This is a genomic window from Streptomyces sp. MNU89 (genome assembly GCF_020982505.1).
Taxonomy (GTDB): Bacteria; Actinomycetota; Actinomycetes; order Streptomycetales; family Streptomycetaceae; genus Streptomyces; species Streptomyces xinghaiensis.
Genome location: NZ_JAJKLL010000001.1, coordinates 3,557,976 through 3,581,555, shown reverse-complemented (window position 1 = coordinate 3,581,555; position 23,580 = coordinate 3,557,976). Strand labels below are relative to the sequence as shown.

19 protein-coding genes, 1 tRNA gene, 1 other RNA gene and 1 pseudogene are annotated in these 23,580 nt (G+C 74.7%); 14 read left to right on the top strand and 8 right to left on the bottom strand.

Annotation, left to right across the window (positions count from 1 at the left end; genetic code table 11):
- Positions 1 to 118: 118 nt before the first annotated feature.
- The gene (locus E4N63_RS15375; protein ID WP_043471845.1) at positions 119 to 334 is read left to right on the top strand and encodes a DUF1918 domain-containing protein; all 216 of its coding nucleotides are present in this window, start codon (positions 119 to 121) and stop codon (positions 332 to 334) included.
- A 133-nt stretch (positions 335 to 467) separates the two neighbouring features.
- Here the strand turns inward: E4N63_RS15375 and E4N63_RS15370 are convergent, their stop codons facing one another.
- Together E4N63_RS15370 and E4N63_RS15365 are read right to left on the bottom strand one after the other, a co-directional pair.
- A complete protein-coding gene (locus tag E4N63_RS15370) occupies positions 468 to 1,826 on the bottom strand; it encodes a nicotinate phosphoribosyltransferase (RefSeq protein ID WP_230240954.1) in 1,359 nt (452 codons plus the stop codon).
- A gap of 104 nt (positions 1,827 to 1,930) precedes the next feature.
- Complete coding sequence (locus E4N63_RS15365) at positions 1,931 to 2,683, bottom strand: glucose 1-dehydrogenase (RefSeq protein WP_230240953.1); 753 nt, start codon at positions 2,681 to 2,683, stop codon at positions 1,931 to 1,933.
- Positions 2,684 to 2,895: 212 nt separating this feature from the next.
- On the opposite strand from E4N63_RS15365, the gene ppsA reads away from it, so the two are divergent.
- Together ppsA and E4N63_RS15355 are read left to right on the top strand one after the other, a co-directional pair.
- On the top strand, positions 2,896 to 5,586 hold the full coding sequence (gene ppsA, locus E4N63_RS15360) for a phosphoenolpyruvate synthase (protein WP_230240952.1): 2,691 nt from the start codon (positions 2,896 to 2,898) through the stop codon (positions 5,584 to 5,586).
- Complete coding sequence (locus E4N63_RS15355) at positions 5,475 to 6,329, top strand: universal stress protein (RefSeq protein ID WP_230242502.1); 855 nt, start codon at positions 5,475 to 5,477, stop codon at positions 6,327 to 6,329. Before ppsA ends, E4N63_RS15355 begins: the two co-directional genes overlap by 112 nt.
- 7 nt (positions 6,330 to 6,336) lie before the next feature.
- On the opposite strand, the gene E4N63_RS15350 is transcribed toward E4N63_RS15355, so the two are convergent.
- The 3 genes from E4N63_RS15350 to E4N63_RS15340 form a co-directional block, all read right to left on the bottom strand.
- Positions 6,337 to 7,227, bottom strand: coding sequence for a DUF72 domain-containing protein (locus E4N63_RS15350; protein WP_230240951.1), 891 nt, complete (start codon positions 7,225 to 7,227; stop codon positions 6,337 to 6,339).
- A gap of 121 nt (positions 7,228 to 7,348) precedes the next feature.
- The gene (locus E4N63_RS15345; protein WP_125626630.1) at positions 7,349 to 8,296 is read right to left on the bottom strand and encodes a cytochrome c biogenesis protein CcdA; all 948 of its coding nucleotides are present in this window, start codon (positions 8,294 to 8,296) and stop codon (positions 7,349 to 7,351) included.
- A 6-nt stretch (positions 8,297 to 8,302) separates the two neighbouring features.
- On the bottom strand, positions 8,303 to 8,941 hold the full coding sequence (locus E4N63_RS15340) for a redoxin domain-containing protein (protein ID WP_125626629.1): 639 nt from the start codon (positions 8,939 to 8,941) through the stop codon (positions 8,303 to 8,305).
- A 249-nt stretch (positions 8,942 to 9,190) separates the two neighbouring features.
- On the opposite strand from E4N63_RS15340, the gene E4N63_RS15335 reads away from it, so the two are divergent.
- The 6 genes from E4N63_RS15335 (at position 9,191) to E4N63_RS31135 (ending at position 14,024) form a co-directional block, all read left to right on the top strand.
- A complete protein-coding gene (locus tag E4N63_RS15335) occupies positions 9,191 to 11,107 on the top strand; it encodes a pentapeptide repeat-containing protein (protein WP_228429416.1) in 1,917 nt (638 codons plus the stop codon).
- Positions 11,108 to 11,241: 134 nt separating this feature from the next.
- Positions 11,242 to 11,658, top strand: coding sequence for a Tat pathway signal sequence domain protein (locus tag E4N63_RS15330; protein WP_230240950.1), 417 nt, complete (start codon positions 11,242 to 11,244; stop codon positions 11,656 to 11,658).
- A gap of 6 nt (positions 11,659 to 11,664) precedes the next feature.
- Complete coding sequence (locus E4N63_RS15325; RefSeq protein WP_268271011.1) at positions 11,665 to 12,276, top strand: class F sortase; 612 nt, start codon at positions 11,665 to 11,667, stop codon at positions 12,274 to 12,276.
- Between the two features lie 173 nt (positions 12,277 to 12,449).
- Positions 12,450 to 12,941, top strand: a complete 492-nt coding sequence (locus E4N63_RS15320) for an RNA polymerase sigma factor (RefSeq protein ID WP_125627011.1) — start codon at positions 12,450 to 12,452, stop codon at positions 12,939 to 12,941.
- Positions 12,942 to 13,346: 405 nt separating this feature from the next.
- Complete coding sequence (locus E4N63_RS15310; RefSeq protein ID WP_230240948.1) at positions 13,347 to 13,529, top strand: hypothetical protein; 183 nt, start codon at positions 13,347 to 13,349, stop codon at positions 13,527 to 13,529.
- Between the two features lie 99 nt (positions 13,530 to 13,628).
- Entirely contained in the window at positions 13,629 to 14,024 is a 396-nt protein-coding gene (locus tag E4N63_RS31135) for an IS3 family transposase (RefSeq protein ID WP_230240947.1), read from the top strand.
- A 206-nt stretch (positions 14,025 to 14,230) separates the two neighbouring features.
- On the opposite strand, the gene E4N63_RS15300 is transcribed toward E4N63_RS31135, so the two are convergent.
- Positions 14,231 to 14,315: transfer RNA gene (locus E4N63_RS15300), tRNA-Ser, on the bottom strand.
- Positions 14,316 to 14,467: 152 nt separating this feature from the next.
- On the opposite strand from E4N63_RS15300, the gene ffs reads away from it, so the two are divergent.
- The 5 genes from ffs to E4N63_RS15275 all read left to right on the top strand — a co-directional run bounded on the left by ffs (position 14,468) and on the right by E4N63_RS15275 (position 19,587).
- Positions 14,468 to 14,567: signal recognition particle sRNA small type (gene ffs / locus E4N63_RS15295), an RNA gene on the top strand.
- A gap of 118 nt (positions 14,568 to 14,685) precedes the next feature.
- Complete coding sequence (locus E4N63_RS15290; protein ID WP_230240946.1) at positions 14,686 to 17,169, top strand: DNA polymerase III subunit gamma and tau; 2,484 nt, start codon at positions 14,686 to 14,688, stop codon at positions 17,167 to 17,169.
- 559 nt (positions 17,170 to 17,728) lie between these two features.
- Complete coding sequence (locus E4N63_RS15285; protein WP_125626500.1) at positions 17,729 to 18,064, top strand: YbaB/EbfC family nucleoid-associated protein; 336 nt, start codon at positions 17,729 to 17,731, stop codon at positions 18,062 to 18,064.
- Between the two features lie 256 nt (positions 18,065 to 18,320).
- On the top strand, positions 18,321 to 18,920 hold the full coding sequence (gene recR / locus E4N63_RS15280) for a recombination mediator RecR (RefSeq protein ID WP_030543791.1): 600 nt from the start codon (positions 18,321 to 18,323) through the stop codon (positions 18,918 to 18,920).
- A complete protein-coding gene (locus tag E4N63_RS15275; protein ID WP_019707484.1) occupies positions 18,913 to 19,587 on the top strand; it encodes a DUF5063 domain-containing protein in 675 nt (224 codons plus the stop codon). Before recR ends, E4N63_RS15275 begins: the two co-directional genes overlap by 8 nt.
- A gap of 57 nt (positions 19,588 to 19,644) precedes the next feature.
- Here the strand turns inward: E4N63_RS15275 and E4N63_RS15270 are convergent, their stop codons facing one another.
- Entirely contained in the window at positions 19,645 to 21,105 is a 1,461-nt protein-coding gene (locus E4N63_RS15270; RefSeq protein ID WP_230240945.1) for a rhamnulokinase family protein, read from the bottom strand.
- A 295-nt stretch (positions 21,106 to 21,400) separates the two neighbouring features.
- Positions 21,401 to 23,445 (bottom strand): annotated as a pseudogene (locus E4N63_RS15265) (bifunctional aldolase/short-chain dehydrogenase).
- Positions 23,446 to 23,580 lie beyond the last annotated feature (135 nt).

Genomic DNA, 23,580 nt, shown 5'->3' with positions numbered 1-23,580 from the left:
TACGGCCTACGGGAGCCGCCCGGCGGCCCGGCAACGGCCGTTCCGTCCGCCACCGTGCCCTCTCCCCGCGGGCGTGCCAGGCTGGAGTCGGAAGCTCCGGCAGAGAGCGGTGAGGACGATGCAGGCACAGCTCGGCGACCAGATCGTGGTGGAGAGCGGAACGACGGGCGGCGCCCGGCGCGACGGCGAGATCGTCGGACTGCACCACGCCGACGGCACTCCCCCGTACGACGTGCGCTGGTCGGACACCGGCCGGGTGACGGTGGTCTTCCCGGGGCCCGACGCGCACATCCGTCATCTGCACCACGAGGGCGGACCGGACCGCCGGTCCTGATTCCCCGGTACGTGGACTCCCTGGCCCGGACTCCGCGCTTGAACTCCCGGGTCCGGACGGCCGGGACGGGCCCGGGGCGCCGGCGCTTCCGGGGCGCGGCGCGGCCGCCGCGGCCCGGTCGGCGGGGTGTGTTTCAGCGGCCCGGTGTGCCCAGGACGCGGGTCTCGATCCGCCGGCGGACCTCCCCGGTGAGCCGGACGAGCGCCTCGGACACCCCGGCCTCCGGGGCCTGCGGATCCCTGATCCTCCGTGCGGCGTCCGGGAGTTCGGCCAGATCGGCCTCGAAGCGGCGCCGGGCGGCGTCGAGCGGGGCCGCCGGCGCGGTGCGCCGCCCGCCGGTCATCACGGTCTCCAGCAGCGGTTCGGCGCCCGGCGGCACCGGCTCGTCCCGGAGCGCGATCGTGTCCCGCAGGCCGGGGCGGCGGAAGACCTGCTTGGCCGCCGGCCGGGTGACCTTCCGGCGGGACAGCTTCATCACCGGGCGGCCGTCGTAGGCGACCAGCTTGTAGGCGGAGTCCAGATACGGGGCGTCGGCGGAGACGCCGGCCCGGGTGCCGACCGCGTAGGTGTCGATCGGGGCGCCCGAGGCCACCAGCCGGTCGATCTCGTACTCGTCCAGGCCCCCGCTGGCGGTGATCCGCACCTCGGGCAGCCCGGCCGTGTCGAGGATGTGCCGGGAGCGGACGGCCAGTTCGCCCAGGTCCCCGCTGTCGAGGCGGACCGCGCAGCCGGGCCCGTAGCCCAGGTCGTGCAGGACGCGGGCCGCGGCGTGGACGCCCTCCTCGGTGTCGTAGGTGTCCACCAGCAGGGTGACCGGGCCGGGGTGGGCGCGGGCGAAGGCGTGGAAGGCGGCCTCCTCGTCCTCGTACGCCTCGATGTACGAGTGCGCCATGGTGCCGACGGCCCGCAGGCCGAAGGCGCGGGCGGCGGCGACGTCGCTGGTGCCGGCGAAGCCGGTCAGGGCGCTCAGCCGGGCCATGGCGTGACCGGCCTCGATGCCGTGGGTCCGGCGCAGCGCGAAGTCCACGACCGGGCGGCCACGGGCGGCGAGGACGCAGCGGGCCGTCTTGGAGGCGACCGCCGTCTGGTGGCTGACCTGGTTGAGCAGGATGGTCTCCGCGAGCTGGGCCTGCGGGAGCGGGGCGGTGACCTCCAGCAGCGGCTCGCCGGCCAGCACGATCCGGCCCTCGGGGACGGCGCGGACCTCGCCGCGGAACTCCAGGCCGTTCATCGCCTCCAGCTCCTCGGCGGGCCGGTTCATCGCCGCCGCGAAGGCGGCCGTCTCGGCGGGGCCGACCCGGAGCCGGGAGAGGTGGTCGAGCGCCGGTTCGAGGCCCGCGGCGACCAGGAAGCCGCGGCCCGGCGGGAGCTTGCGGACGAACAGGCTGAAGGTGGCCTCGCCGGTCATGCCCTCGCGCAGATAGGCGAGGCACATGGTCGCCTCGTAGAGATCGGTGGTGAGGACGTCCTGTGACGGCGATTCTCCGGTCATGACGGCAGTATCCGGTCCGGTGGGGTGCGCGGCATGTGCGGCGAGTGCGGCATCGGTGTCCGGTGTGCCCGGACGGCGGCGGGAGGGGAGCGGTCCCTCGCGGCCTACTCCTGCGGGGCCTCCACCGGCAGGGGGAAGCCGGTGGTCGCGCCGCCGTCCACGACGAACTCGCAGCCCGTCGAGTACGTCGCGTCCGCGACGACGAACAGCGCCATCTTCGCGACCTCCTCCGGCCGCCCGAAGCGCGGGATCGGCTGCGTGGCAACCAGGGACGGGTCCAGCCCGGCGGTCATCGGCGTGGCGATCGGGCCGGGGTGCACGGAGCAGACCCGCACCTCGTCCGGGGCCAGTTCCAGCGCGGCCGATTTCGTCAGGCCGCGCAGACCCCACTTGCTCGCCGTGTAGGCGCCGAGGTTGGCGTAGCCCATCAGCCCCGCCGTGGACGAGATGTTGACGACCACGCCCCCGCCCGCCCGGCGCAGGGACGGGACGGCCGTGTGCAGGCCCAGCCAGGCGCCGTAGAGGTTGACGTCCAGGACCCGCCGGAAGGCTTCCGGGCTCTGCTCCCCGACGGTGCCGAAGTCGACGATGCCCGCGTTGTTGACCAGCACGGACACCGGACCGTACGCCTCTTCGGCCGCCGCGACGGCGGCGGACCAGTCGTCCGCGACGGTGACGTCCAGCGGGTGGAAGCGGGCGGCGGGGCCCAGCTCGGCGGCCAGCGCCTCGCCCTCCTCCCGCAGGATGTCGCCGAGGACGACGGAGGCGCCCTCCGCGGTGAAGAGGCGGGCCATGGCCGCGCCGATGCCCCGCGCGGCACCCGTGATGATGGCCGTGCGACCGTCCAAGCGGCCCATGTCAACTCCCGGTTTGTCGGTGCGTCGATCGTCATCCTGCTGCCCGTTGCCCGGTCCCGCCAGAGAAGAGCGGCCCCGGCCGCGGGGCACGGCCGGCCGGTGACGGCGGCGCCCGGGCCTGGGGGAGCGGTGTGCCCGAGGGTGTGCGCGGGCGAGGAGGGTATCCGGAATTTCCTGTTTTGTTTCCGCCGTTCGGGGCTACCCGGGGCGGCATGGCCAGTCAGGATGCCGGGGACATGGTGCGGTGGTTCGAGGACCTCTCGTCCGGCGATGTCGCGGTGGTCGGCGGCAAGAACGCCTCCCTGGGCGAGATGATCGCCCGGCTCTCCGCCCAGGGCGTCCGGGTGCCCCCCGGCTTCGCCACCACCGCCGCCGCCTACGAGGAGTTCCTCTCCACCGGGGACCTGCGCGGCCGGATCCGGGAACGGCTCGACGCGCTGAGCGCCGGGGCCGAGCCGGCCGAGACGGGCCGGGCGATCCGGGAGCTGATCCTCGGCGCGGAGCTCCCGCCACGCCTGACCGCGGCCGTACGGGAGGCGTACCGGGAACTCACCGCCCGGCTGGGGCGGGAGGACCCGGATGTCGCGGTGCGCAGCAGCGCCACCGCCGAGGACCTCCCGGAGGCCAGCTTCGCCGGGCAGCAGGAGACCTTCCTCAACATCACCGGTGAGGAGGCGCTGCTCGACGCCTGCCGGCGCTGCTACGCCTCGCTCTTCACCGACCGCGCGATCAGCTACCGCGAGCACCACGGCTTCGGCCATCTCCAGGTGGCGCTGTCCGTGGGCGTCCAGGAGATGGTCCGCTCCGATCTGGCGGGCGCCGGGGTGGCGTTCACGCTCGACACCGACAGCGGCTTCCCCCGCGTCGTGCTGATCAACGCCGCGTACGGGCTGGGCGAGTCCGTCGTCTCCGGCACGGTGGACCCGGACGAGTACCTGGTCTTCAAGCCGCTGCTCGGGAAGCCGGGGCTGAAACCGGTGATCTCCCGGACGGCCGGCCGCAAGCAGACGAAGATCGTCTACGGCGCCGGGGGCCCGGGCCGGGCGCCGACCGAGACCGTGGAGACCTCCGGGGAGGAGCGGGAGTCCTGCGTCCTTCGCGACGAGGAGATCCTGGCGCTGGCCGAGTGGGCCGTCGTCGTCGAGGAGCACTACGGCTGCCCGATGGACCTGGAGTGGGCCAAGGACGGGCGGACCGGCGAGCTCTCCGTCGTCCAGGCCCGCCCCGAGACCGTGCAGACCCGCAAGGACGCCGGGACCCTCCGCTCGTACCGGCTGACCGGCCACGACGGTCCGCTGGTGACCGGCCTGGCCGTCGGTGACGCCATCGCCACCGGCAAGGTCTGCCGGCTGCGGACCGCCCGGGAGATCGCCGACTTCGAGGACGGGGCGGTGCTGGTCACCGGCGCCACCGACCCCGACTGGGAACCGATCATGAAGCGGGCGGCGGCCATCGTCACCGACCGCGGCGGCCGCACCTCGCACGCCGCCATCGTCAGCCGGGAGCTGGGCCTCGCCGCCGTCGTCGGCACCGGTGACGCCACCACCGTGCTCAGCAGCGGCCAGGAGATCACCGTCTCCTGCGCCGAGGGTGAGGAGGGCCGCGTCTACCCCGGCATCCTCGACTACGACGAACGCGAGATCGACCTCGCGGACATCGCCCCCACCCGCACGCAGGTCATGCTGAACATCGCCAACCCCTCGGCGGCCTTCCGCTGGTGGCGGTTGCCGGCGGACGGCGTGGGGCTGGCCCGGATGGAGTTCGTCGTCAACAACCACATCAAGATCCACCCGATGGCGCTCGTCCACCACGCCACCCTGGAGGACGCGGAGGCCCGGGCCCGCATCGACGCCCTCACCCGCGGCTATGACGACAAGACCGCCTTCTTCGTCGACCGGCTCGCCCACGGCGTCGCCCGGATCGCCGCCGCCTGGTGGCCCAAGCCGGTCATCGTCCGGATGAGCGACTTCAAGACCAATGAGTACGCCCGGCTCATCGGCGGAGAGCCGTTCGAACCTGGCGAGGAGAACCCCATGCTGGGCTGGCGCGGTGCCGGCCGCTACTACAGCGAGGGCTACCGCGAGGGCTTCGCCCTGGAGTGCCGGGCCATCCGCCGGGTGCGCGACGAGATGGGGCTGACGAACACCGTCGTCATGATCCCGTTCTGCCGCACCCTCCAGGAGGCCGACCGGGTGCTGGAGACGATGGCCGCCCATGGCCTGGAACGCGGCCGGGAGGGGCTGGAGATCTATGTGATGGCGGAGATCCCCTCGAACATCGTCCTCGCCGCGGAGTTCGCCGACCGCTTCGACGGCTTCTCCATCGGCAGCAACGACCTCACCCAGCTGACCCTGGGGATCGACCGCGACTCGGAGCTGCTGGCCCGGGAGTTCAACGAGCGCGACCCGGCCGTCACCCGCAGCATCGAGTATCTGATCGAGACGGCGCACCGCAAGGGCCGCAAGACCGGGCTGTGCGGGCAGCGCCCCAGCGACGACCCGGACTTCGCCCGCTTCCTGGTGGGCGCCGGCATCGACTCGATCTCCGTCACGCCGGACAGTTTTCTCCTCGTCAAGGAGAACGTCGCACGGGCGGAGCGGGAGGGCGGAGGCGCGGAGAACGGCGAGGGCGGCCGAGGGCGGGACGGCGGGCGGGCGGGCACGGCGCCTGAACGCGGCCGGGGCGTCCGAGACGGCTTCCGACTCTGCCCTCCGAGGTGCCGTCCGAGGTGCCGTACCGGCCGGGGACGGGCTAGCGTGACGGCATGTCCGATCCGGAGGGAGCGACGCGGGTGCGCCCGGGGCCGCCCCGGCACGTCCTGGTGGCCACCGACCTCTCCGCGCACGCGGAGCGGGCCGTCGGGCGGGCGGCGGCGCTCTCCGCGGAGCACGGCGCCGCGCTGACCGCCGTCCACGTGACCGACCCGGATCTGGACCCCGGCCTCCTGGCGCACGCACGTGAACGGCTCCGTGCGCAGCTCGACCGGTGCGCGGGAGCGGTGGAGGCGCACGCCGTGGTGCGCTCCGGAAGAACCGCGGCCGAACTCCTGGAGGAGGCGGCGGAGCGGGGCGCGGACCTGCTCGTCGTCGGGGCGCACGGCGGGCACCGGAGGGCCGAGGGTCACCTCGGCGGCACCCCTCAGGACCTGGTGCGGGCGAGCGACATCCCGGTGCTGGTCGTCCGGATCCCTCCCGAGGGGTCCTACGGCAGGGTGCTGCTCGCCGTCGGCACGTCCGAGTCCTCCTTCGTCACGGCCGGGGCGGGTATCGCGCTGACCCCGGGCGCGGAGCATCTGCTGGCCCACGCCATCACCGTCCCCGGCGAGCACCTGCTGCTGATGCGGGGGATGGGCGAGCACGAGCTGGAACAGCTGCGGGGCACGGCCGCCGAGCGGTCGCGGACGGAGATCGAGCGCAGGGCGGCCGGGCTCGTGCCGCCGCCCGCGCAGGTCCTGGTGACCCCGGGCCGGGCCGAGGACGCCGTCCCCGAGCTGGCCGACCGCTACGGCGCCGACTTGGTCGTGGTCGGCACCGGCGCCCGGCACGGCCGGCTGGGCCGTGCGCTGCTCGGCGGCGTCGCCCGGCACGTGACACAGGAGGCGGTCTGCGACGTCCTCGTCGTCCCGGCGGCGGCCGAGGGGCCGTGACGGTGTCTCAGACCACCCCGGCCGGAAGCCCGAGCAGCGTCCGCATCGACTCCGCCGCCCGGACGGCCGCGCCACCGCAGCAGTTGTTGAACAGCACGTGCAGCCGCTCCGCCCGCTCCGCCATCCCCCGCACCTCCGGTATCCAGGCGGCCAGTTCGTCCTCCGTGTAGCCGTGCCGGAACCGGTCCTCCTTGCTGCCGGTGCCCCAGGCCGTGCTGCGGCCGTGGAAGCGGACCACGCCCAGCCGTGGCGACGTCACCGGGGTGACCGGGGGCACCGAGGCGGGCAGACCCTGCGCCATGTCCACCGCCACGGCCGCGAAGCCGAGGCGCGTCAGCAGGGCGGCCGTGGCCTCGCGGGTGTCCGCGTGCCACCAGTCCGGGTGCCGGAACTCGACCGCGACCGGCCAGCCCGCGGTGCGCTCCGCACAGGCGCGGAGGGCGTCTCCGGCCCGCGCGCCGGGCGCGAACCACGGCGGGAACTGGAACAGCACGGTGCCCAGCCGGCCTGCCTCGCGCAGGGGTTCGAGCGCCGTGGTGAAGCGCTGCCACACCTCGTCGAGCAGCGCCGGGTCGGTACTGCCGGGGCCGCGGCTCCGCTGCCGGGGGAGCGCGGGCCGCAGATCGGCGGGCAGGGATGCCTGCGGTGTCGGATGCCCCGTCAGCAGGGAGAACGCCTTGACGTCGAACACGAAGCCGGGCGGGGTGCGTTCGGCCCAGAGCAGGCTGTTGCGACGGCTCGGGAGGGCGTAGTACGAGGCGTCGACCTCGACGACGGGGAACCGTTCGGCGTAGTGCCGCAACCGCCCCTCCGGATCGCGGCGGCCCGGCGGGTACCAGCCCGAGGCGATCAGCGCGCGGTCCGTCCAGGAACACGTCCCCACCAGAATCTCGCCCATGACCGCTCGGCTACCCGGCCCGGGGCGGGACACGGCACGCTGCGCCGGGGTGAACTGGGGGCAGCGGCGGCGAGCCCGGAGCCGGCCCCGGGGGCGGTACCGGCGAACGCGCGGACGGGCGTCACCGGTGCTCGGGCGCACGCCGGGCCGGTTCCGCGGCCGGTCGGTCCCGGCCGTCACCGGTCTCCGGACCCGGCTCCGGACCGGGCTCCGCTGCCGCGCCGACGGCCCGGCGGGTGCGGCGGAGGAGGAGCACCGCCGCCAGCAGCCCGGCGAACACCGCGGCCACCACGGGCACACCGATCTCCGCCAGCGCCCCCGCCAGCAGCCGCTGCACGGCGCCCGCGCCGTCCACCACGGGGTCGGCGACCGGACCGCCGTCCAGCGCCCGGATCTCGTACCAGCCGTAGTACGCCACATACGCGCCGGCCAGGAGCAGCAGCCCGCCGCCCAGCCGGGACGCGGCCCCGCCGAGCCGGCGCAGCCCGCCCACCCGCGCGGTGCGGGTCAGGGCCACCGACAGCGCGGCCGCACCGGTGATCAGACCCATCCCGGCCGCGTAGGCCGCGAAGAGCGCCACGCCCGCCGGCACCGAGCCGCCGCGGAACGCGGAGACCACGATGGCGAGGAACGGCGCGATGGTGCAGCCGAGGGAGGCGATCGCGTAGGCGCCGCCGAACAGGGCCATGGACGGCAGGGAGCGGGAAACGGTGGGCGCGCGGCGGAGCTTGGGGAGCAGCGCGGGCAGTTGGCGGCCGGCCAGCAGCCAGACGCCGACGAGGCCCAGCAGCAGTCCGAAGACGATGGTGAACCAGGGCAGGTGCCGCTGCACCTGTCCCGCGACGGGGGCGACGGCAAGCCCGAACACGGCGAACACGGCCGTGAAGCCGGCCGTCATGGCGGCGGTCGCGGTCAGCGCGCGGCCGACCAGGGTCGCGCGGGAGGGGGTGTCCCCGCCGTCGCCCAGGACCAGCAGGGAGAGATAGGCGGGCAGCAGTGCGAATCCGCAGGGGTTCACGGCGGCGAGCATGCCCGCCGTCAGGGCCAGCGCGAGGGGGAGGTCCGGCACGGCGGATCAGCCGACCAGCTCGCGGACCTTGCCGGCCAGTCCCTCACCGGCCGGCAGATTGCCGGTGAAGACCGTCTTGCCCTTGCCGTCGAGCACCACGTAGACGCTCTGCTCGGTGACCCCGAACTTGCGCCACAGCGCGCCGGGTTCGTCGTTGAGCTGGGGGAAGCCGCCGACCTTGGCGGAGCTGACGAAGTCCTTCATGGCCGCCGGCTTGTCGAGGCCCGCGACGCCGACGACGTGTGCCTTCCCCTCGAACTCCTGTGCCACCTTCGCCGTTTCCGGGCCCTGTGCCTTGCACTTGGGGCACCAGGGGGCCCAGAACCACAGCACGGTGGGCTTGCCCGCGAGCTCCGCCCCGTCGAACTTCTGTCCGTCCAGGGTCTGCCCGGTGAACCGGAAGGCGTCGGGCACCTCCGCCGACCCGTTCGCGTCCCCGCCCTCCGTCCCGCCGTCCGTACCGGCCCCGTCGGCCGGCTCGTCGCCGGACCCGGCCTCCGGCGAGGAGCCGGCGGCGGTGCCCGCCTCCCCCGATCCGCCGGACGCGCCGGACTCCCCGCCGGAACCGCACCCGGCGACTGCGAAGAGGACGGCGGCCGCGAGGGCCGGAAGGGACGAGCGGCGGACGGGGACACGGACGCGCATGGCAGCTCCCAGGATTCGGTGTGTGAGCTGCGAATCTAGGCGCCACCGGCCCCGGAAACGGGCCGCCGAGTGCTTACGGTTCCATGACACCGCCGCCGCACCGGCCGCCCCGCACGCAGGTCCCCGATGCCCCGGCCTCCGGCTGTGCGCCCCCGGGTCCCGCCGTCCAAGTGACCGCCCTGGCCGTGGAGTTCCCCCTCCGTACCGGACCCGCGACCGATCGCCACTAGGCTTCCCGCGGAGGACGACGTGGACAGAGAGAGCCGAACGACCGGCACGAGCACGGGAATCGGCACCGGCCCCGGCACCGGCCCCGGCACGGGCACCGCCGTCGGCCCGCCGCCCTGTGACGGGACCCCGGTCGGGGAGCACGGCGCCTGCCTCGCCCATCTCACCGACGCCGACCGGGCCGCCTATCTGGCCTCCCTGGCCCCGGGCGCCGATGTCGACCACCGCGGCACCCCCTTCACCCAGGAACTGCTCACCGCCCTCCTCACCGCGCTGCGCGACCCCGCCATCCGGCGGCCGCGGATCGGCACCGCCCGGTTCGACGGGGCGCGGTTCGCGGGCGGAGCCGACTTCGGCGGGGCGTGCTTCACCGGCGACGCCTGGTTCTCCGGGGCGCGGTTCGCGGGCGACATGTCGTTGTCCGGGGCGGAGTTCGCCGCCGACGCCTGGTTCCAGGGGGTCCGCTTCGCCGGGACCGCGGGCTTCGGCGCCGCCCAGTTCCGCGGCAGCGCCTGGTTTCACGACACGCGGTTCGGCGGCGACGGGTGGTTCGGCAGTTCCCGGTTCCACGGGGCGTGCTGGTTCACCGGCGCCCGGTTCCGGGGGCGGGCCCGGTTCGGCGCGGCACGCTTCGCCGGCGACGCCCGCTTCAACGACACCCGGTTCCAGGGCGACGCCTACTTCACCGTGACCCGGTTCTCCGGCGCCGCCGGCTTCGACGGAACGGAGTTCCGCGGATCGGCGGGCTTCGGCGGGGCACAGTTCTCCGGGCAGACCTTGTTCCACGGCGCACGCTTCGCGGGCAACGCCCGCTTCGACATGGCACGGTTCGACGAAGCGCCCGTACTCGGCCCGCTGACCTGCGCCGACACCCTCGTCCTCTCCGGTGCGGTGTTCGCGGCGCCCGTCGTCGTCGAAGCGGCGGTCACGAAGGCGGTCTGCGTCCGGACCCGCTGGTCGTCCACGGCGACGCTCCGGCTGCGCTACGCCGGCGTCGACCTGACCGACGCCGTCCTCGAATACCCCCTCACCGTGGCCGCGGCCCCGGCCCCCTTCACCGCCCCGGAGGGCGGGACGGTCCCCGAGGCGGAACTGCCCGACGGCGACCCGGCGGTCCGGATCCTCTCGCTGACCGGAGCCGACGCCGCGCATCTGACGCTCAACGACGTGGACCTCACCGCCTGCCGCTTCTCCGGCACCCTCCACCTCGACCAGCTGCGCCTGGAGGGCCGGTGCGTCTTCGGCAGGAGCCCGGCCGGCCGGACCGGGATCCTGCCGCGCCGCTGGGCCCGGCGCAGCACCCTGGTGGAGGAGCACCACTGGCGGGCCGGGCGGGAATCCGGCCGCCGCCCCGGACGGCCGCACGGCTGGGAACCGCCGCCCGACGGCACGCGCCCCCCGGAGCCCGCCGCCCTGGCCGTGCTCTACCGCCAACTGCGCAAGTCCCTGGAGGACGGCAAGAACGAACCGGACGCCGCCGACTTCTACTACGGCGAAATGGAGATGCGCCGGCACGACCCCACCCGGGCCTCCGCCGAACGGAGACTGCTGACCACCTACTGGGCGCTCTCCGGCTACGGGCTGCGCGCCTCACGGGCTGTGTGCTGGCTGCTGGGCGCCATCTCCGTCACCGTGCTGACGCTGATGCTGTGGGGCATACCCGCCGCCGTTCCCGAGCCGGGGCAGGCAGCCGGACCCGACCGCGAGAGCGCGCAACCGGCCGCCGAACCAGCGGCCCCGGACGGCCCGTTGGCCGAACGCCTCACCACCGAACGGTGGGAGAGGTCGGTACGGGTCGCGATCAACTCGGTGGTCTTCCGCTCCGCCGAAGCCGAACTGACCACCGCGGGCGTCTACATCGAGATGGCCTCCCGCCTCACCGAACCCCTCCTGCTCGGCCTCGCCGTCCTGGCCGTCCGCGGCCGCGTCAAACGCTGAGGCACCCCCGCGAGCTGCCGGAAACCGGACTTTGCCCGCTCTTTACAACCCGCTCCGCCGCCGCCTCGTCTCTCCGCTCGACCGTCACCCAGTCCCCCGAGCACCCGGGCGGACCGACGAAAGAGAGCGATCCCATGCGCCGAACTGTCCTCAGTGCCCTCGCACTCGCGTGCACCGCCGTGCTGGCGGGCACCGGGCCCGCGTTCGCCGGCGGGGCGGCCGAGGCCCTCACCGCCCGTCCGGCCGCGGACGCCTCCCCGACCCCCACGGCCGTCCCCACCGAGGCGCCGGCCCCGGACTCGCCGACGGACGGGGCCGAAGCGTCCGAGGCGCCGGCTCCCGCCTCCCCGGTCCCCACCGTCGAACCGTCCCGCGAGCCGGCCGACGGGCAGGTCTCCGTGGTTCCGTCGGGCGCTCCCGACACCGGAGTGACGGCGGAGTCCTCGCAGTCCGGGACCGGCGGCGGGCTGATCGGCGGCGCCGCCGCGGTGCTCGTCGCGGGCGGCGCGGGGGCCTTCGTCGTACGCCGCCGGCGGGCGACCGGGGCCTGACCCGTGATGCCGCTCTCCAGGCGCGCCTTCGCCACCGCGGCGGTGTCCTCCCTGCTCGTGGGCTGCGGAGGCCGCGGGGCCGCGACCCCGTCCTCCGGCAGCACCCCGCCCCGGTCCCCGCCACCGTCCTCACCCGCCACCGGGAAGCCGGGGCAGGCCTCCGGGCGGCCGGCGGCAGTGCCGGTCGGGCTGCGGATTCCGGCCATCGGGGTCGACACCCCGGTCATGCGGCTGGGGCTGGCGGCGGACGGCACCGTGCAGGTGCCGCCGGCCACGGCGGACGACCGGGCCGGCTGGTACCGGCACTCGCCGCCCCCCGGGCGGACCGGCCCCTCGGTCATCCTCGGCCACGTCACGGTCGGCGAGGGCCGGGACGGGGTCTTCCGCCACCTGGCGCGGCTGCGCCGCGGCGACCGGATCGAGGTGCGCCTGGAGAACGGCACGACGGTGGCCTTCGCCGTCAGCACCGTACGGACGGTCGCCCGGGCGGACTTCCCGGCCGACGACGTCTACGGGGACGTGGACCGCCCGGAGTTGCGGCTGATCACCTGCGGCGGCCCCCGCACCGCCGACGGCTACCGCGACAACGTGATCGCCTTCGCCGCACCGAGCCCGTAGGACCCCTGACCCCGGAACGAACCCCCTTCCGGAACGAACCCCGACCCCGGAACGGGCCCGGGCCCGCCGAGAACCGCGACCCCGGAACGGACGCCGGGCCGGCGGAACGCACACCGGCGGCCCGGCATCTTCCAGCCGGGCACGCACGGCACACCCCACGACCCTGGAGAGCGTTGAAACGGTCCCGTGACGAGGCGGCGTCCGAGCTGTTCGCCGCCCTCTACCCGCGCCTCGCCGGCTGGTGCCGGCGTCTCGTGGACGACGACGAGACGGCCCACGAGATCGCCTCGGAGGCGTTCACCCGGCTCTGGGCCCGCTGGACGTCCGTGGAGGAGCCCCGCGGCTTCCTCTACGTCACCGCGGCCAACCTCGTCCGGGACCACTGGCGCAAGCTGGAGCGCGAACGCAAGGCGGTGCGCCGTGCCACCACCGAGGCCGCCGTCCGCCCGCACACCGAACAGTCCGACCCGTCGGTGCGCCTGCTCGTGCAGTCGCTGCCGCAGCGGCTGCGGGTCCCGATCCTGCTGCACTACTACGCTGACATGCCGATCCGGGAGGTGTCCGCGCTGACCGGGCGCAAGGAAGGAACCGTCAAGGCCGACCTCCACGCGGCCCGCGAACTGCTCCGCGCACACCTGAGGAGAAGCCTTGACCACACGCTTTGACGACGGTCCGGAGCCCGGCCCCTTCGAGCCCGACGACCCCCTCGCGGTGATCCTGCGGCCCGCCTCCGACCGCCTCGGCCCGCCCCCCGGCCGCTACGAGGCGATCCGCCGCGCCGCGTCCCGCCGACGGCTGCTGCGCACCGCGGCCGGCGCCGCCTGTCCGCCGCCGTCGCGGCCCTCGTCGCCCTGCCGTTCTACCTGGCGTCACCAGGGGCGCCCGCGTCCCCGACGGTCCCCAGGCGCCGGCGCCCACCCACGGCCGGGTGACGCCCTCCACCCCGCCGGCGGAGCCCACCCCGTCGGCCGCGCCGGAGACCCCGGCCTTGTTCCCTCCGGCAGCCCGCGCCCCCAGGAGTCCGGCCCGCCGACCGGCCCGGGCACCGCCACGCGGGAACCGGCGGACACATGGGCGACCCCCACCCCGACCGAACCACCCGCGAACCGGACCGGAACGGCCGCCGCCACACCCGGCGGACAGGCCCCGCCGTAGTCGCCAAAGACCTTGACCTGACCGAGACCGCGGTGCGGGACCGGGTGAAGCAGGCCGAGGTCGACGCGGGCGAAACGGGACGGCCTGGCCAGCAGTGAACGCGAGGAACTGGCCGCGTTGCGGCGGGAGAACCGTCGGCTGGGGGAGGACGTGGAGATCCTCAAGCGTGCGACGGCTTTCTTCGCGAAGGAGACCCGGTGACGGTGCACTCGTTCACCGAGGCGGAGAAGACCGCAGATCACAGCGTCAAGCGGGCGTGTGAACTGCTCAAGGCCTCCCGGGCCGCCTTCTACGCCCGCCGCAACGGCGGCCCTGGTCCCCGCGCGATCCGGGACGCCGAGCTGACCGAGCAGATCGTCGCCGTGCACGAGCGGTCCCGTGGCACCTACGGGGCCCCGCGCGTCCACGTGGTCCTCAAACGCCAGGGCCAGGAGTGCGGGCGTCGCATGTCGGCCCGACTGATGCGGCAGGCGGACTGTCCGGCCGGACGGCGGCGACCGTCGGTACCGCTCCCTCCGGTACCGACTGCCATGCCGGATTGCCTACGCCTGACCGTAAAGACTGTTCAGGCCGACGAGTTGAACGCTCGGTGAGGCTTCGGCGGCTGCGTATGCCGCCCGCAGTGGTACCTCTTGAGCAGAGCCGTGCCCGAGGTTCGCCGGGGCGGCGAACCGCTCCGGGTGAGAAGAACGTCTTGAATGCCGGAAATGAATGAGACCAAGAATTGAGACCAGAGCACACCGAGAACCCCGGGCCGCTCAGCGGTCCGGGGTTCTCGTTTCGCCTGTTCAGGCGGGTGCGGAGGATACGAGATTCGAACTCGTGAGGGGTTGCCCCCAACACGCTTTCCAAGCGTGCGCCCTAGGCCACTAGGCGAATCCTCCGCCGCAAACAATACAAGACGCGAGGCAGTGCTAGCGAACCCGTACCCCGGGCTCCCGGCGGACGCCGGCCGGGGCTGTCGCCGGGTGCCGTGCGGGTGTCCGGTGGGTACCCCCGCCGGTTCGAATCGGGGTCCGGGATCCGCTAGGGTGGGGGCCAGCCCCTCACGTGGCGCTATCTCACCGAACTCCCCCAGGGCCGGAAGGCAGCAAGGGTAAGTGGGCTCTGGCGGGTGCGTGGGGGCGTTGACGTTCCCGGACCGGCCGGTGAGCGGGGCGGCCAGGGGCGGGGCGCGCGAGGCGCCGGGGTCGTGTGCGCGGGGTCATTCGCGGGTGGGGCCGGTTGTCGGCGGCGGCCGATATCGTCGTATGCGTGTCGTCCCTCGCGCTCTACCGCCGCTACCGTCCCGAGACCTTCGCGGAGGTCATCGGGCAGTCGCATGTCACCGACCCGCTGCAGCAGGCGCTGCGGAACAACCGGGTCAATCACGCGTATCTGTTCAGCGGGCCGCGCGGCTGCGGCAAGACGACCAGCGCCCGGATCCTCGCCCGCTGCCTGAACTGCGAGCAGGGGCCGACGCCCCGGCCCTGCGGCGCGTGCCCGTCCTGCCGCGACCTCGCCCGCAACGGGCCCGGTTCGATCGATGTCATCGAGATCGACGCCGCCTCGCACGGGGGCGTGGACGACGCCCGTGACCTGCGCGAGAAGGCGTTCTTCGGCCCCGCCTCCAGTCGTTACAAGATCTACATCATCGACGAGGCGCACATGGTCACCCCGGCGGGCTTCAACGCCCTGCTGAAGGTGGTCGAGGAGCCGCCGGAGCACCTCAAGTTCATCTTCGCGACCACCGAGCCCGAGAAGGTCATCGGCACGATCCGGTCGCGGACGCACCACTATCCGTTCCGGCTGGTGCCCCCCGGCACCCTGCGGGACTACCTCGCCGAGGTCTGCGAGCGCGAGGCCATCCCCGTCGAGGAGGGCGTGCTGCCGCTGGTCGTACGGGCCGGGGCCGGCTCCGTGCGGGACTCGATGTCCGTGATGGACCAGCTCCTCGCGGGCGCCGCCGAGGACGGCGTGACCTACGCCATGGCCACCGCCCTGCTCGGCTACACCGACAGCTCCCTCCTCGACGCCATCGTGGACGCCTTCGCGGCGGGGGACGGCAGCGCCGCCTTCGAGATCACCGACCGCGTCATCGAGGGCGGCAACGACCCGCGCCGCTTCGTCGCCGATCTGCTGGAGCGGCTGCGCGACCTGGTGATCCTGGCCGCCGTGCCGGACGCCGCCGACAAGGGGCTGATCGACGCCCCCGCCGATGTCCTCGACCGGAGGCGGGCGCAGGCCGAGCGGTTCGGCGCGGCCGAGCTGAGCCGGGCCGCGGACCTGGTGAACACCGGGCTCATCGAGATGCGCGGGGCCACCTCCCCGCGGCTCCAGCTCGAACTGATCTGCGCGCGCGTCCTGCTGCCCGCCGCCTTCGACGACGAGCGCTCCTTCCAGGCCCGGCTGGACCGGCTGGAGCGGGGGGCCCTCGCGGGCGGCGCGGCCATGGGCGCGGGCGCGAGTGCGGGCCAGGTTCCGGGGCCCGGCCCGGACGCCTACGCGGCCCCGGCCGGCGGCCCGTCCGGTCCGGCGGGGCCCGCCGCGGCCCGGGCCGCGCTGCCGAACCGGGCCGCGCAGCAGCCGCCGGCTCCCGGTCAGGAGCCCACGGCCCCGGCGGCTCAGGGACCGCCTCCGGTCTCCCCCGGGGCGGGCGGCCCGGGCCAGGGGCAGGGAAGAGCGACGGCTCCGGGCGGTGCCCCGGGGCAGCAGGGCGGAGCGACCCCGGCCGGTCCCGGTGCGGGCCCCGGAGGGTGGCCGAGTGGTGCGGCTCCGGCCGCGGCGCCCCCTGCCGCGTCCGCTCCGGGAACGGGTGCGGGCCTGGGCGCCGGTGAGGAGCGGCGGCCTGCCGGAGCCCGGCCCGGTCAGGGTGGCGGGTCCGCCGAGGGCGGGCAGCGACCCGGTGGACGGCCCGGCGCGGGAGCGGGCGGCCCGGGTGCCGCACAGGGCGGTGCTCAGAGCGCGGCTCCCGGTACAGCCGGTGCGGAGGGTGCGGGCCACCGTCCCGGCGGCTGGCCCACGGCCGCCGCGCTCGGCCAGGGGTCGCGAGGCGGTGCCGCCGGGCCCGGCGGAGCCGGAGCGCCCGGGCCGCAGCAGCCCGCACCGGCGCCGGACGCCGCCGCGTCCGCTCCCGCGCCGGGGTCGGCCCAGGGCGCCGCCCAGGTGCGGCAGATGTGGCCGGACATCCTGGAGGCGGTCAAGAACCGCCGCCGGTTCACCTGGATCCTGCTCAGCCAGAACGCCCATGTCATGGGCTTCGACGGCACGACCCTGCAGATCGGCTTCTCGAACGCGGGTGCCCGTGACAGCTTCGTCAGCGGCGGCAGCGAGGACGTGCTGCGGCAGGCGCTGGCCGAGTCGCTTCATGTGCAGTGGAAGATCGAATCGGTGGTCGACACCACGGGGGCGGCGGGGCGGTTCGGCCCCGCCCGCCTCCGGGCCGGGCTCGGGCTTCGGCGGCGGAAGCGGCTACGGCGGCGGGAGCGGCGGAGGTGGCGGAGGCGGTTTCGGGGCGGAGCCCCGTCCGCGCCCCGGCAGTCCGCTCCGGCCCAGCCCTCCGCCGCACCGGCGCCCGCCGCGGATCCGGGGTCGCCGGTGGCGGCCCCGGCCCAGCCCCGGTCCCGCCCGGAGGCGACTGCTCCGGTCCCTCCCAGCCCGCGCGCGAGCCGAGGCGCACCCCGGTGGCCCCGGAGGACGACATGCCGGCCGCCGACGACCCCGACCTCGACGATTCGGCCCTCTCCGGGCACGAGTTGATCGTCCGCGAACTGGGGGCGACGGTCGTGGAGGAGATCACCCACGAGTAGCGGCCCGAAGCGCCCACCGGCCCGGAGTGCCTTCAGCCCCTTGAGCGCACTGGCTCACCGGGCGCCCCGGGGAGCCAGTGAGCGGTGGTCCGTGGGTGCGGGCCCGGGTTTCGGCCCGGCGGTGTGGACCTGCCGTGCACATCCGGGATGGGGTGGGAGGGATGTTCCGCCGGGTCTTGCGGCCCCCCGTCAACCGGTGTGGGGAGTACCACTGCGCGCAGCGTGCCGCCGCGGCCGGGCGGCGCATGCAACGTGCCGGCCCGGGGGTCGGCCCGGGGCGATCCGGGGGCGTGGAGGCGTTGAGTGCGCCCGGCGGAGGCCCCGGTGTCCCGTGGTGTACGGACGGTTGACGGCCCTCATACGCAGCGGAGCGGAAGCCGGGGCGGTGGCGCACGGGTCGGTGCCCCGTACCGCTTTCTCCTTCTTGCGGTGTAGAGCGCGGCGCCCGGGGACCACGTAGGCTCGTCAAGCGAAGACCGAACCGTTGTCGATGCCAGGAGCGAACTCGCGTGTTTCCCGGTGGTGGCCAGCCCGATATGCAGCAGCTGCTGCAGCAGGCCCAGAAGATGCAACAGGACCTCGCCGAGGCGCAGCAGGAGCTGGCCGAGTCGTCGGTCGAGGGCTCCGCGGGCGGTGGGCTCGTCAAGGTCACGGTGTCCGGATCCGGTGAGCTCCAGGGTCTGGTCATCGACCCCAAGGCGGTGGACCCTGAGGACACGGAGACCCTCGCCGACCTGATCCTGGCGGCGGTGCGCGATGCCACCGCCGCCGCGAGCGCGCTCCAGCAGGAGAAGCTGGGCCCGCTGACCCAGGGGCTCGGCGGAATGCCGGGCCTGCCCTTCTGAGCCGGCCGGCCCGGACCCCGGCCGCGGTCTCCCCGCCGGGTCCCCGCCCGGCCAACCGCGGCCGCCCGGCCACCGGTTGAGCACAGCAGCACCGCAGCAGGACGGCACGCAGCAGCAGGACGGCAACACGGCAGGACGGCAACACCGCAGAACGGCAACACCGCAACACAGCAGGACAGCGGCACAGCACCGCCGCCGGCCGCTCCGGGCACCGGTCCGGTGAGGCGGCGGGAAGAGAAGAAGGAGAAGGCGGCCCGTGTACGAAGGCGTGGTCCAGGACCTCATCGACGAGTTGGGCAGGCTGCCCGGCGTCGGTCCCAAGAGCGCGCAGCGGATCGCCTTCCACATCCTCCAGGCGGAGCCCACCGATGTCCGCCGGCTCGCCCAGGCGCTGACCGAGGTGAAGGCCAGGGTCCGGTTCTGCGAGGTGTGCGGCAATGTGGCGCAGGAGGAGCGGTGCCGGGTCTGCCAGGACCCGCGCCGCGATCCGACCGTCATCTGCGTGGTCGAGGAGCCCAAGGACGTCGTCGCCATCGAGCGCACCCGTGAGTTCCGCGGCCGCTATCACGTCCTCGGCGGAGCGATCAGTCCGATCGAGGGTGTAGGGCCCGATGATTTGCGTATACGGGAATTGTTGGCCAGGCTCGCCGACGGCACCGTCACCGAGCTGATCCTGGCCACCGACCCGAACCTTGAGGGAGAGGCCACGGCCACCTACCTCGCGCGCATGATCAAGCCCATGGGCATGAAGGTCACACGACTGGCCAGCGGCCTCCCGGTCGGGGGGGACCTGGAGTACGCCGACGAGGTCACCCTCGGGCGTGCCTTCGAAGGGAGACGACTGCTCGATGTCTGACGCCACGCTGCACAACCCCCAGATGAACCCGGACGACTTCTCCGTTCAGATCGCGGACCAGATCGAGAGTTTCCTGGTCGCGGTCACGGAGGTGGCGAAGGGCGACGAACCCGGCAGCGCGATCCCGTTCCTGCTGCTGGAGGTCTCGCAGCTGCTGCTGGCCGGCGGGCGGCTCGGCGCGCACGAGGACTTCGTCCCCGTCGAGCGGTACGAGCCGGACACCGGCCCGGAGCCCGACATGGACGAGCTGCGCGAGCGGTTCGCCGTGCTGCTCGAACCGGCGGACGTCTACTCCGAGGTCTTCGACCCGTACGTGCCGCGCAGCGAGCCGGTGCCGCACCGGATCTCCGACGACCTCGCCGACATCATCAGCGACCTGCGGCACGGCATGGCCCACTACAAGGCCGGCCGGGTCGCCGAGGCGCTGTGGTGGTGGCAGTTCTCGTACTTCAACACCTGGGGTCCGACGGCCTCGGCCGCGCTCCGCGCGCTCCAGTCGCTGCTCAGCCACATCCGGACCGGCAGCCCGCTGGAGGAGCTGGACGGCCTCGACCTCGACGCCGAGGCCAAGACGGACGACGGTTCGCTGGAGGAGGAGGCGGGCCGGGTGATGGCCGCCGAGATCGGCATCCCGCTCGGCGTCACCATCGAGTCCGGCCGGTCCTGAGTCCGGCCGGTGTCCGGAGGACCTGCCGCGGGTCGAGGGCGGGAGACGGACCGGACCTCAGGGATCGCGCTGCCCGGTCCGGGCGGCGGCCGCGGCCCAGGCACGCCGGTCGCCGCCCGGCTCGTAGCGCCGTAGCGGCTGTGTGGTCGCGACCAGCCGGCGCAGCGCGGAGCGGTCGTCCCCGACGACGCCGTGGGCACGGGCCTGGATGAGGAGACTGCCGATGGCCGTGGCCTCGGCGGGTCCGGCCACGACGGGCAACCCGGCCGCGTCGGCGGTGAGTTGGCACAGCAGTGCGTTGCGCGAGCCGCCGCCGACCAGATGCGCCACGGTCACGTCCCGCCCGGTCAGCTCCGCCGCCCGCCGCACCGTCCGGGCATGGGCCAGGGCCAGCGCCTCCAGGATGGTGCGCACCAGCGAGCCCGGGCTCTCCGGGGGTGTCTGCCCGGTGCGCTCGCAGAAGGCCGCGATCCGGGCGGGCATGTCACCGGGGGGCAGGAACTCGGGCGCGTCCGGGTCGATGACGGCGGCGAACGGCCGGGCCCGCGCCGCCTCGTCCAGCAGCGGGCCGAGAGCGTGCGGCAGGCCCCGCGCCGCCCAGGTGCCGAGGGTCTCCGTCAGCAGCCACAGGCCCATGATGTTGCGGAGGAAGCGGACGGTGCCGTCCGTGCCCAGCTCATTGGTGAAACCGGCGGTCCGGGCGGCCTCGGTGAGCACGGGTGCGTCCAGCTCCAGACCGGCCAGGGACCAGGTGCCGCAGGAGACATAGGCGAAGTCCGGTCCGCGGGCGGGCACGGCGGCGACCGCCGAGGCGGTGTCGTGCGAGGCCACGGTGGTGACGGCTGTCGAGGACGGCAGCCCGGTGTACGCGGCGACGTGCGGCAGCAGGGTCCCGGCCGGATCGCCGGGGAGGCGCAGCGGCGGCAGCAGTCCGGGCCGGATGCCGAGCCGGTCCGCCAGCCCGGCGGACCAGGTGCGGGTCGTGGCGTCGAACAGTCCGGTGGTGGAGGCGTTGGTGGCCTCCGCGCCGACGGTGCCGGTCAGCCAGTGCACCAGCAGGTCGGGGACGAGCAACAGGGTCCGTGCGGCGTCCAGTTGGGCGCTGCCCCGGGCCGAGGCGAGCTGGAAGACGGTGGTGAACGGCAAGTGCTGCAGACCGGTGATCCGGTACAGCTCCTCGCGCGGCACCACGGCGAACACCTGCTCGGGCGCGTGCTCCGTGCGCTCGTCCCGGTAGTGGTGCGGATTGCCGAGCAGCCGGCCGTCGGCGTCCAGCAGTCCGTAGTCCACGGCCCAGCCGTCGATGCCGACGGACGTGACGCCGCCCGCCCGCGCCGCCGCGCGCAGCCCGTCCAGGACGCCTTGGTGGAGGGCGAGGACGTCCCAGTGCAGCCCGCCGGGCAGCCGGACGGGGATGTTGGGGAAGCGGTGCGCCTCGGTCAGGTCGAGCCGGTCCGGGCCGAACCGGCCGAGGATCACCCGGCCGCTGGTCGCCCCGAGGTCCGCCGCGGCGAACACGGGCGGTACGGCGGCGGAGTGCGAGCGCGAGGATGAGGGGAGGGCGAGGGGGAGGGGAGGACGGAGCGGTGGACGTCATCGGCACCTCGGATGGGGAGGCGGGAAAGGGGGACGGCTGCGGTACGGATGCGGAACGGCCGGCCCGTGGCAGCCGGACGGCGTACGGGTAGGGGCGCGGACGGCGTGCGGCGTACCCGGGCGGCTTCACGGGCGCACGGCTCGCGGGGCACGCGCTCCGTCACCGGGCCGCGCCCGGCCGGAGAACGCACTCCCGGCCCGCGGCCCTGCCCCCGGTTCACCGCAGGAACGCCGCCGCCACTTCGCGTCCACCGGGATGTGCAACCCGGTGGTGTGGCTCAACTCCCCGCCCGACAGGGCGAAGACGGCGTTCGCGACATGCTCGGGCAGCACCTCCCGCCCCAGCAGCGTCCGCCGGGCGTAGAACTCGCCCAGCTTCTCCTCCGGCACCCCGTACACCGCGGCCCGCTGCGCGCCCCACCCCCCGGCGAAGATGCCGGAGCCGCGCACCACGCCGTCCGGGTTGACGCCGTTGACGCGGATGCCGTGCCGGCCCAGCTCGGCGGCCAGCAGCCGCACCTGGTGGGCCTGGTCGGCCTTGGCGGCGCCGTAGGCGATGTTGTCGGGGCCGGCGACGACGCCGTTCTTGGAGACGATGTAGACGATGTCGCCGCCCAGGCCCTGTTCGGTCATGATCCGGGCGGCCTCGCGGGAGACGAGGAAGGAGCCGCGCGCCATGATGGCGTGCTGCCGGTCCCAGTCCGCGGCCGTCGTCTCCAGGAGCGGCTTGGAGACGGAGATCCCGGCGTTGTTGACGACGAGGTCCACCCCGCCGAAGGCGAGCGCCGCCGCGCGCAGGGCGTCCGCGATGCCCTGCTCCGAGGTGACGTCGGCGGTGACGGCGACGGCCCGGTCCGGCCCGCCCAGTTCCCCGGCGACCGTCCGCGCCCGCTCCCCGTCCAGATCGGCGACGGCCACGGCCGCGCCCTCGGCGGCCAGCCGGTGGGCGATGGCCCGCCCGATGCCCGAGCCGCCGCCGGTGACCAGCGCGATCCGCGCCGCCAGCGGTTTGGGTGCCGGCATCCGCCGCAGCTTGGCCTCCTCCAGCTCCCAGTACTCGATCCGGAACTTCTCGCTCTCCTCGATGGGCGCGTACGAGGAGACGGCCTCGGCGCCGCGCATCACATTGATCGCGTTGAGGTAGAACTCACCGGCGACCCGGGCGGTCTGCTTGTCCTTTCCGAACGAGAACATGCCGACGCCGGGGACGAGCACGATCGCCGGGTCCGCGCCGCGCAGGGCGGGGGAGCCCTCCGTCGCGTACCGGGTGTAGTAGGCCGCGTACTCCCGGCGGTAGGCGGCGTGCAGGTCCCGCAACCGGGCGGCGGCCTCGGCCGGGGGTGCGCCGGGCGGCAGGTCCAGCAGCAGCGGGCGGACCTTGGTGCGCAGGAAGTGGTCGGGGCAGGAGGTGCCCAGGGCGGCCAGCCGCGGATGTGCGGCGCGGGAGAGGAAGTCGAGGACGGCGGGGGAGTCGGTGAAGTGGCCGACTTGGCGGGCGTCGGTGGAGACCAGCCCGCGGATCAGCGGGGCGAGGGCGGCGGCGCGTGCGCGGCGCTCCTCCTCGGGCAGTGGTGCGTATCCGTCGAGTACGGGCCCGAAGGGCTCCGCCCGGCCGCGCTCGGCGAGGAACTCCTCGGCGCCCCGGATGATGCGCAGCGCGTTGCGCTCGCACTCCTCGGAGCCGGCACCCCAGGCGGTGATGCCGTGCCCGCCGAGGACGACGCCGATCGCCTCCGGGTGGGCGGCCTCGACGGCGGCGATGTCCAGGCCGAGCTGGAAACCGGGGCGGCGCCAGGGCACCCACACCACGCGGTCGCCGAAGCACTCCTTGGTCAGCGCCTCGCCGTCGGCGGCGCAGGCGAGCGCGATGCCGGAGTCGGGGTGCAGATGGTCCACGTGGGGGGCGCGGAGGAGGCCGTGCATGGCGGTGTCGATGGAGGGCGCGGCGCCGCCCCGGCCGTGCAGGCAGTAGTCGAAGGCGGCGACCATCTCGTCCTCGCGTTCGACCCCGGGGTAGACCTCGCGCAGGGCGCGCAGCCGGTCCAGGCGGAGCACGGCGAGCCCGGCCTCGGTGAGGGTGCCGAGATCACCGCCGGAGCCCTTGACGTACATCAGCTCGACCGGACCGCCGGTGACCGGGTCGGTGGCGGTGGCCTTGACGGAGGCGTTGCCGCCCGCGTAGTTGGTGTTCCGGGGGTCGGAGCCCAGCCGGTGCGCGCGTTCGAGCAGGGCGGCGACCTCGGGGTGGACGGTGGAAGCCATGGCGGGACCCTTCGGTACGGGGACGGGCCGGTGCGGGGAGGCGTGAGGCGTGCGGACTCGCGGGAGCGGAGTGGCGGGGAGGACACGGGAGAGACGGTGCGGGGAGCCGGGGTGCCGGCGCGCGGGCGGCGTACC

Bases quoted from the DNA above. Each gene is read 5' to 3' on its own strand.
- E4N63_RS15275 (WP_019707484.1), top strand. From the start codon at position 18,913: ATGTCTGACGCCACGCTGCACAACCCCCAGATGAACCCGGACGACTTC.
- E4N63_RS15375 (WP_043471845.1), top strand. From the start codon at position 119: ATGCAGGCACAGCTCGGCGACCAGATCGTGGTGGAGAGCGGAACGACG.
- E4N63_RS15330 (WP_230240950.1), top strand. From the start codon at position 11,242: ATGCGCCGAACTGTCCTCAGTGCCCTCGCACTCGCGTGCACCGCCGTG.
- E4N63_RS15350 (WP_230240951.1), bottom strand. From the start codon at position 7,227: ATGGGCGAGATTCTGGTGGGGACGTGTTCCTGGACGGACCGCGCGCTG.
- E4N63_RS15370 (WP_230240954.1), bottom strand. From the start codon at position 1,826: ATGACCGGAGAATCGCCGTCACAGGACGTCCTCACCACCGATCTCTAC.
- E4N63_RS15325 (WP_268271011.1), top strand. From the start codon at position 11,665: ATGCCGCTCTCCAGGCGCGCCTTCGCCACCGCGGCGGTGTCCTCCCTG.
- ppsA (WP_230240952.1), top strand. From the start codon at position 2,896: ATGGCCAGTCAGGATGCCGGGGACATGGTGCGGTGGTTCGAGGACCTC.
- E4N63_RS15365 (WP_230240953.1), bottom strand. From the start codon at position 2,683: ATGGGCCGCTTGGACGGTCGCACGGCCATCATCACGGGTGCCGCGCGG.
- E4N63_RS15310 (WP_230240948.1), top strand. From the start codon at position 13,347: ATGGGCGACCCCCACCCCGACCGAACCACCCGCGAACCGGACCGGAAC.
- E4N63_RS15340 (WP_125626629.1), bottom strand. From the start codon at position 8,941: ATGCGCGTCCGTGTCCCCGTCCGCCGCTCGTCCCTTCCGGCCCTCGCG.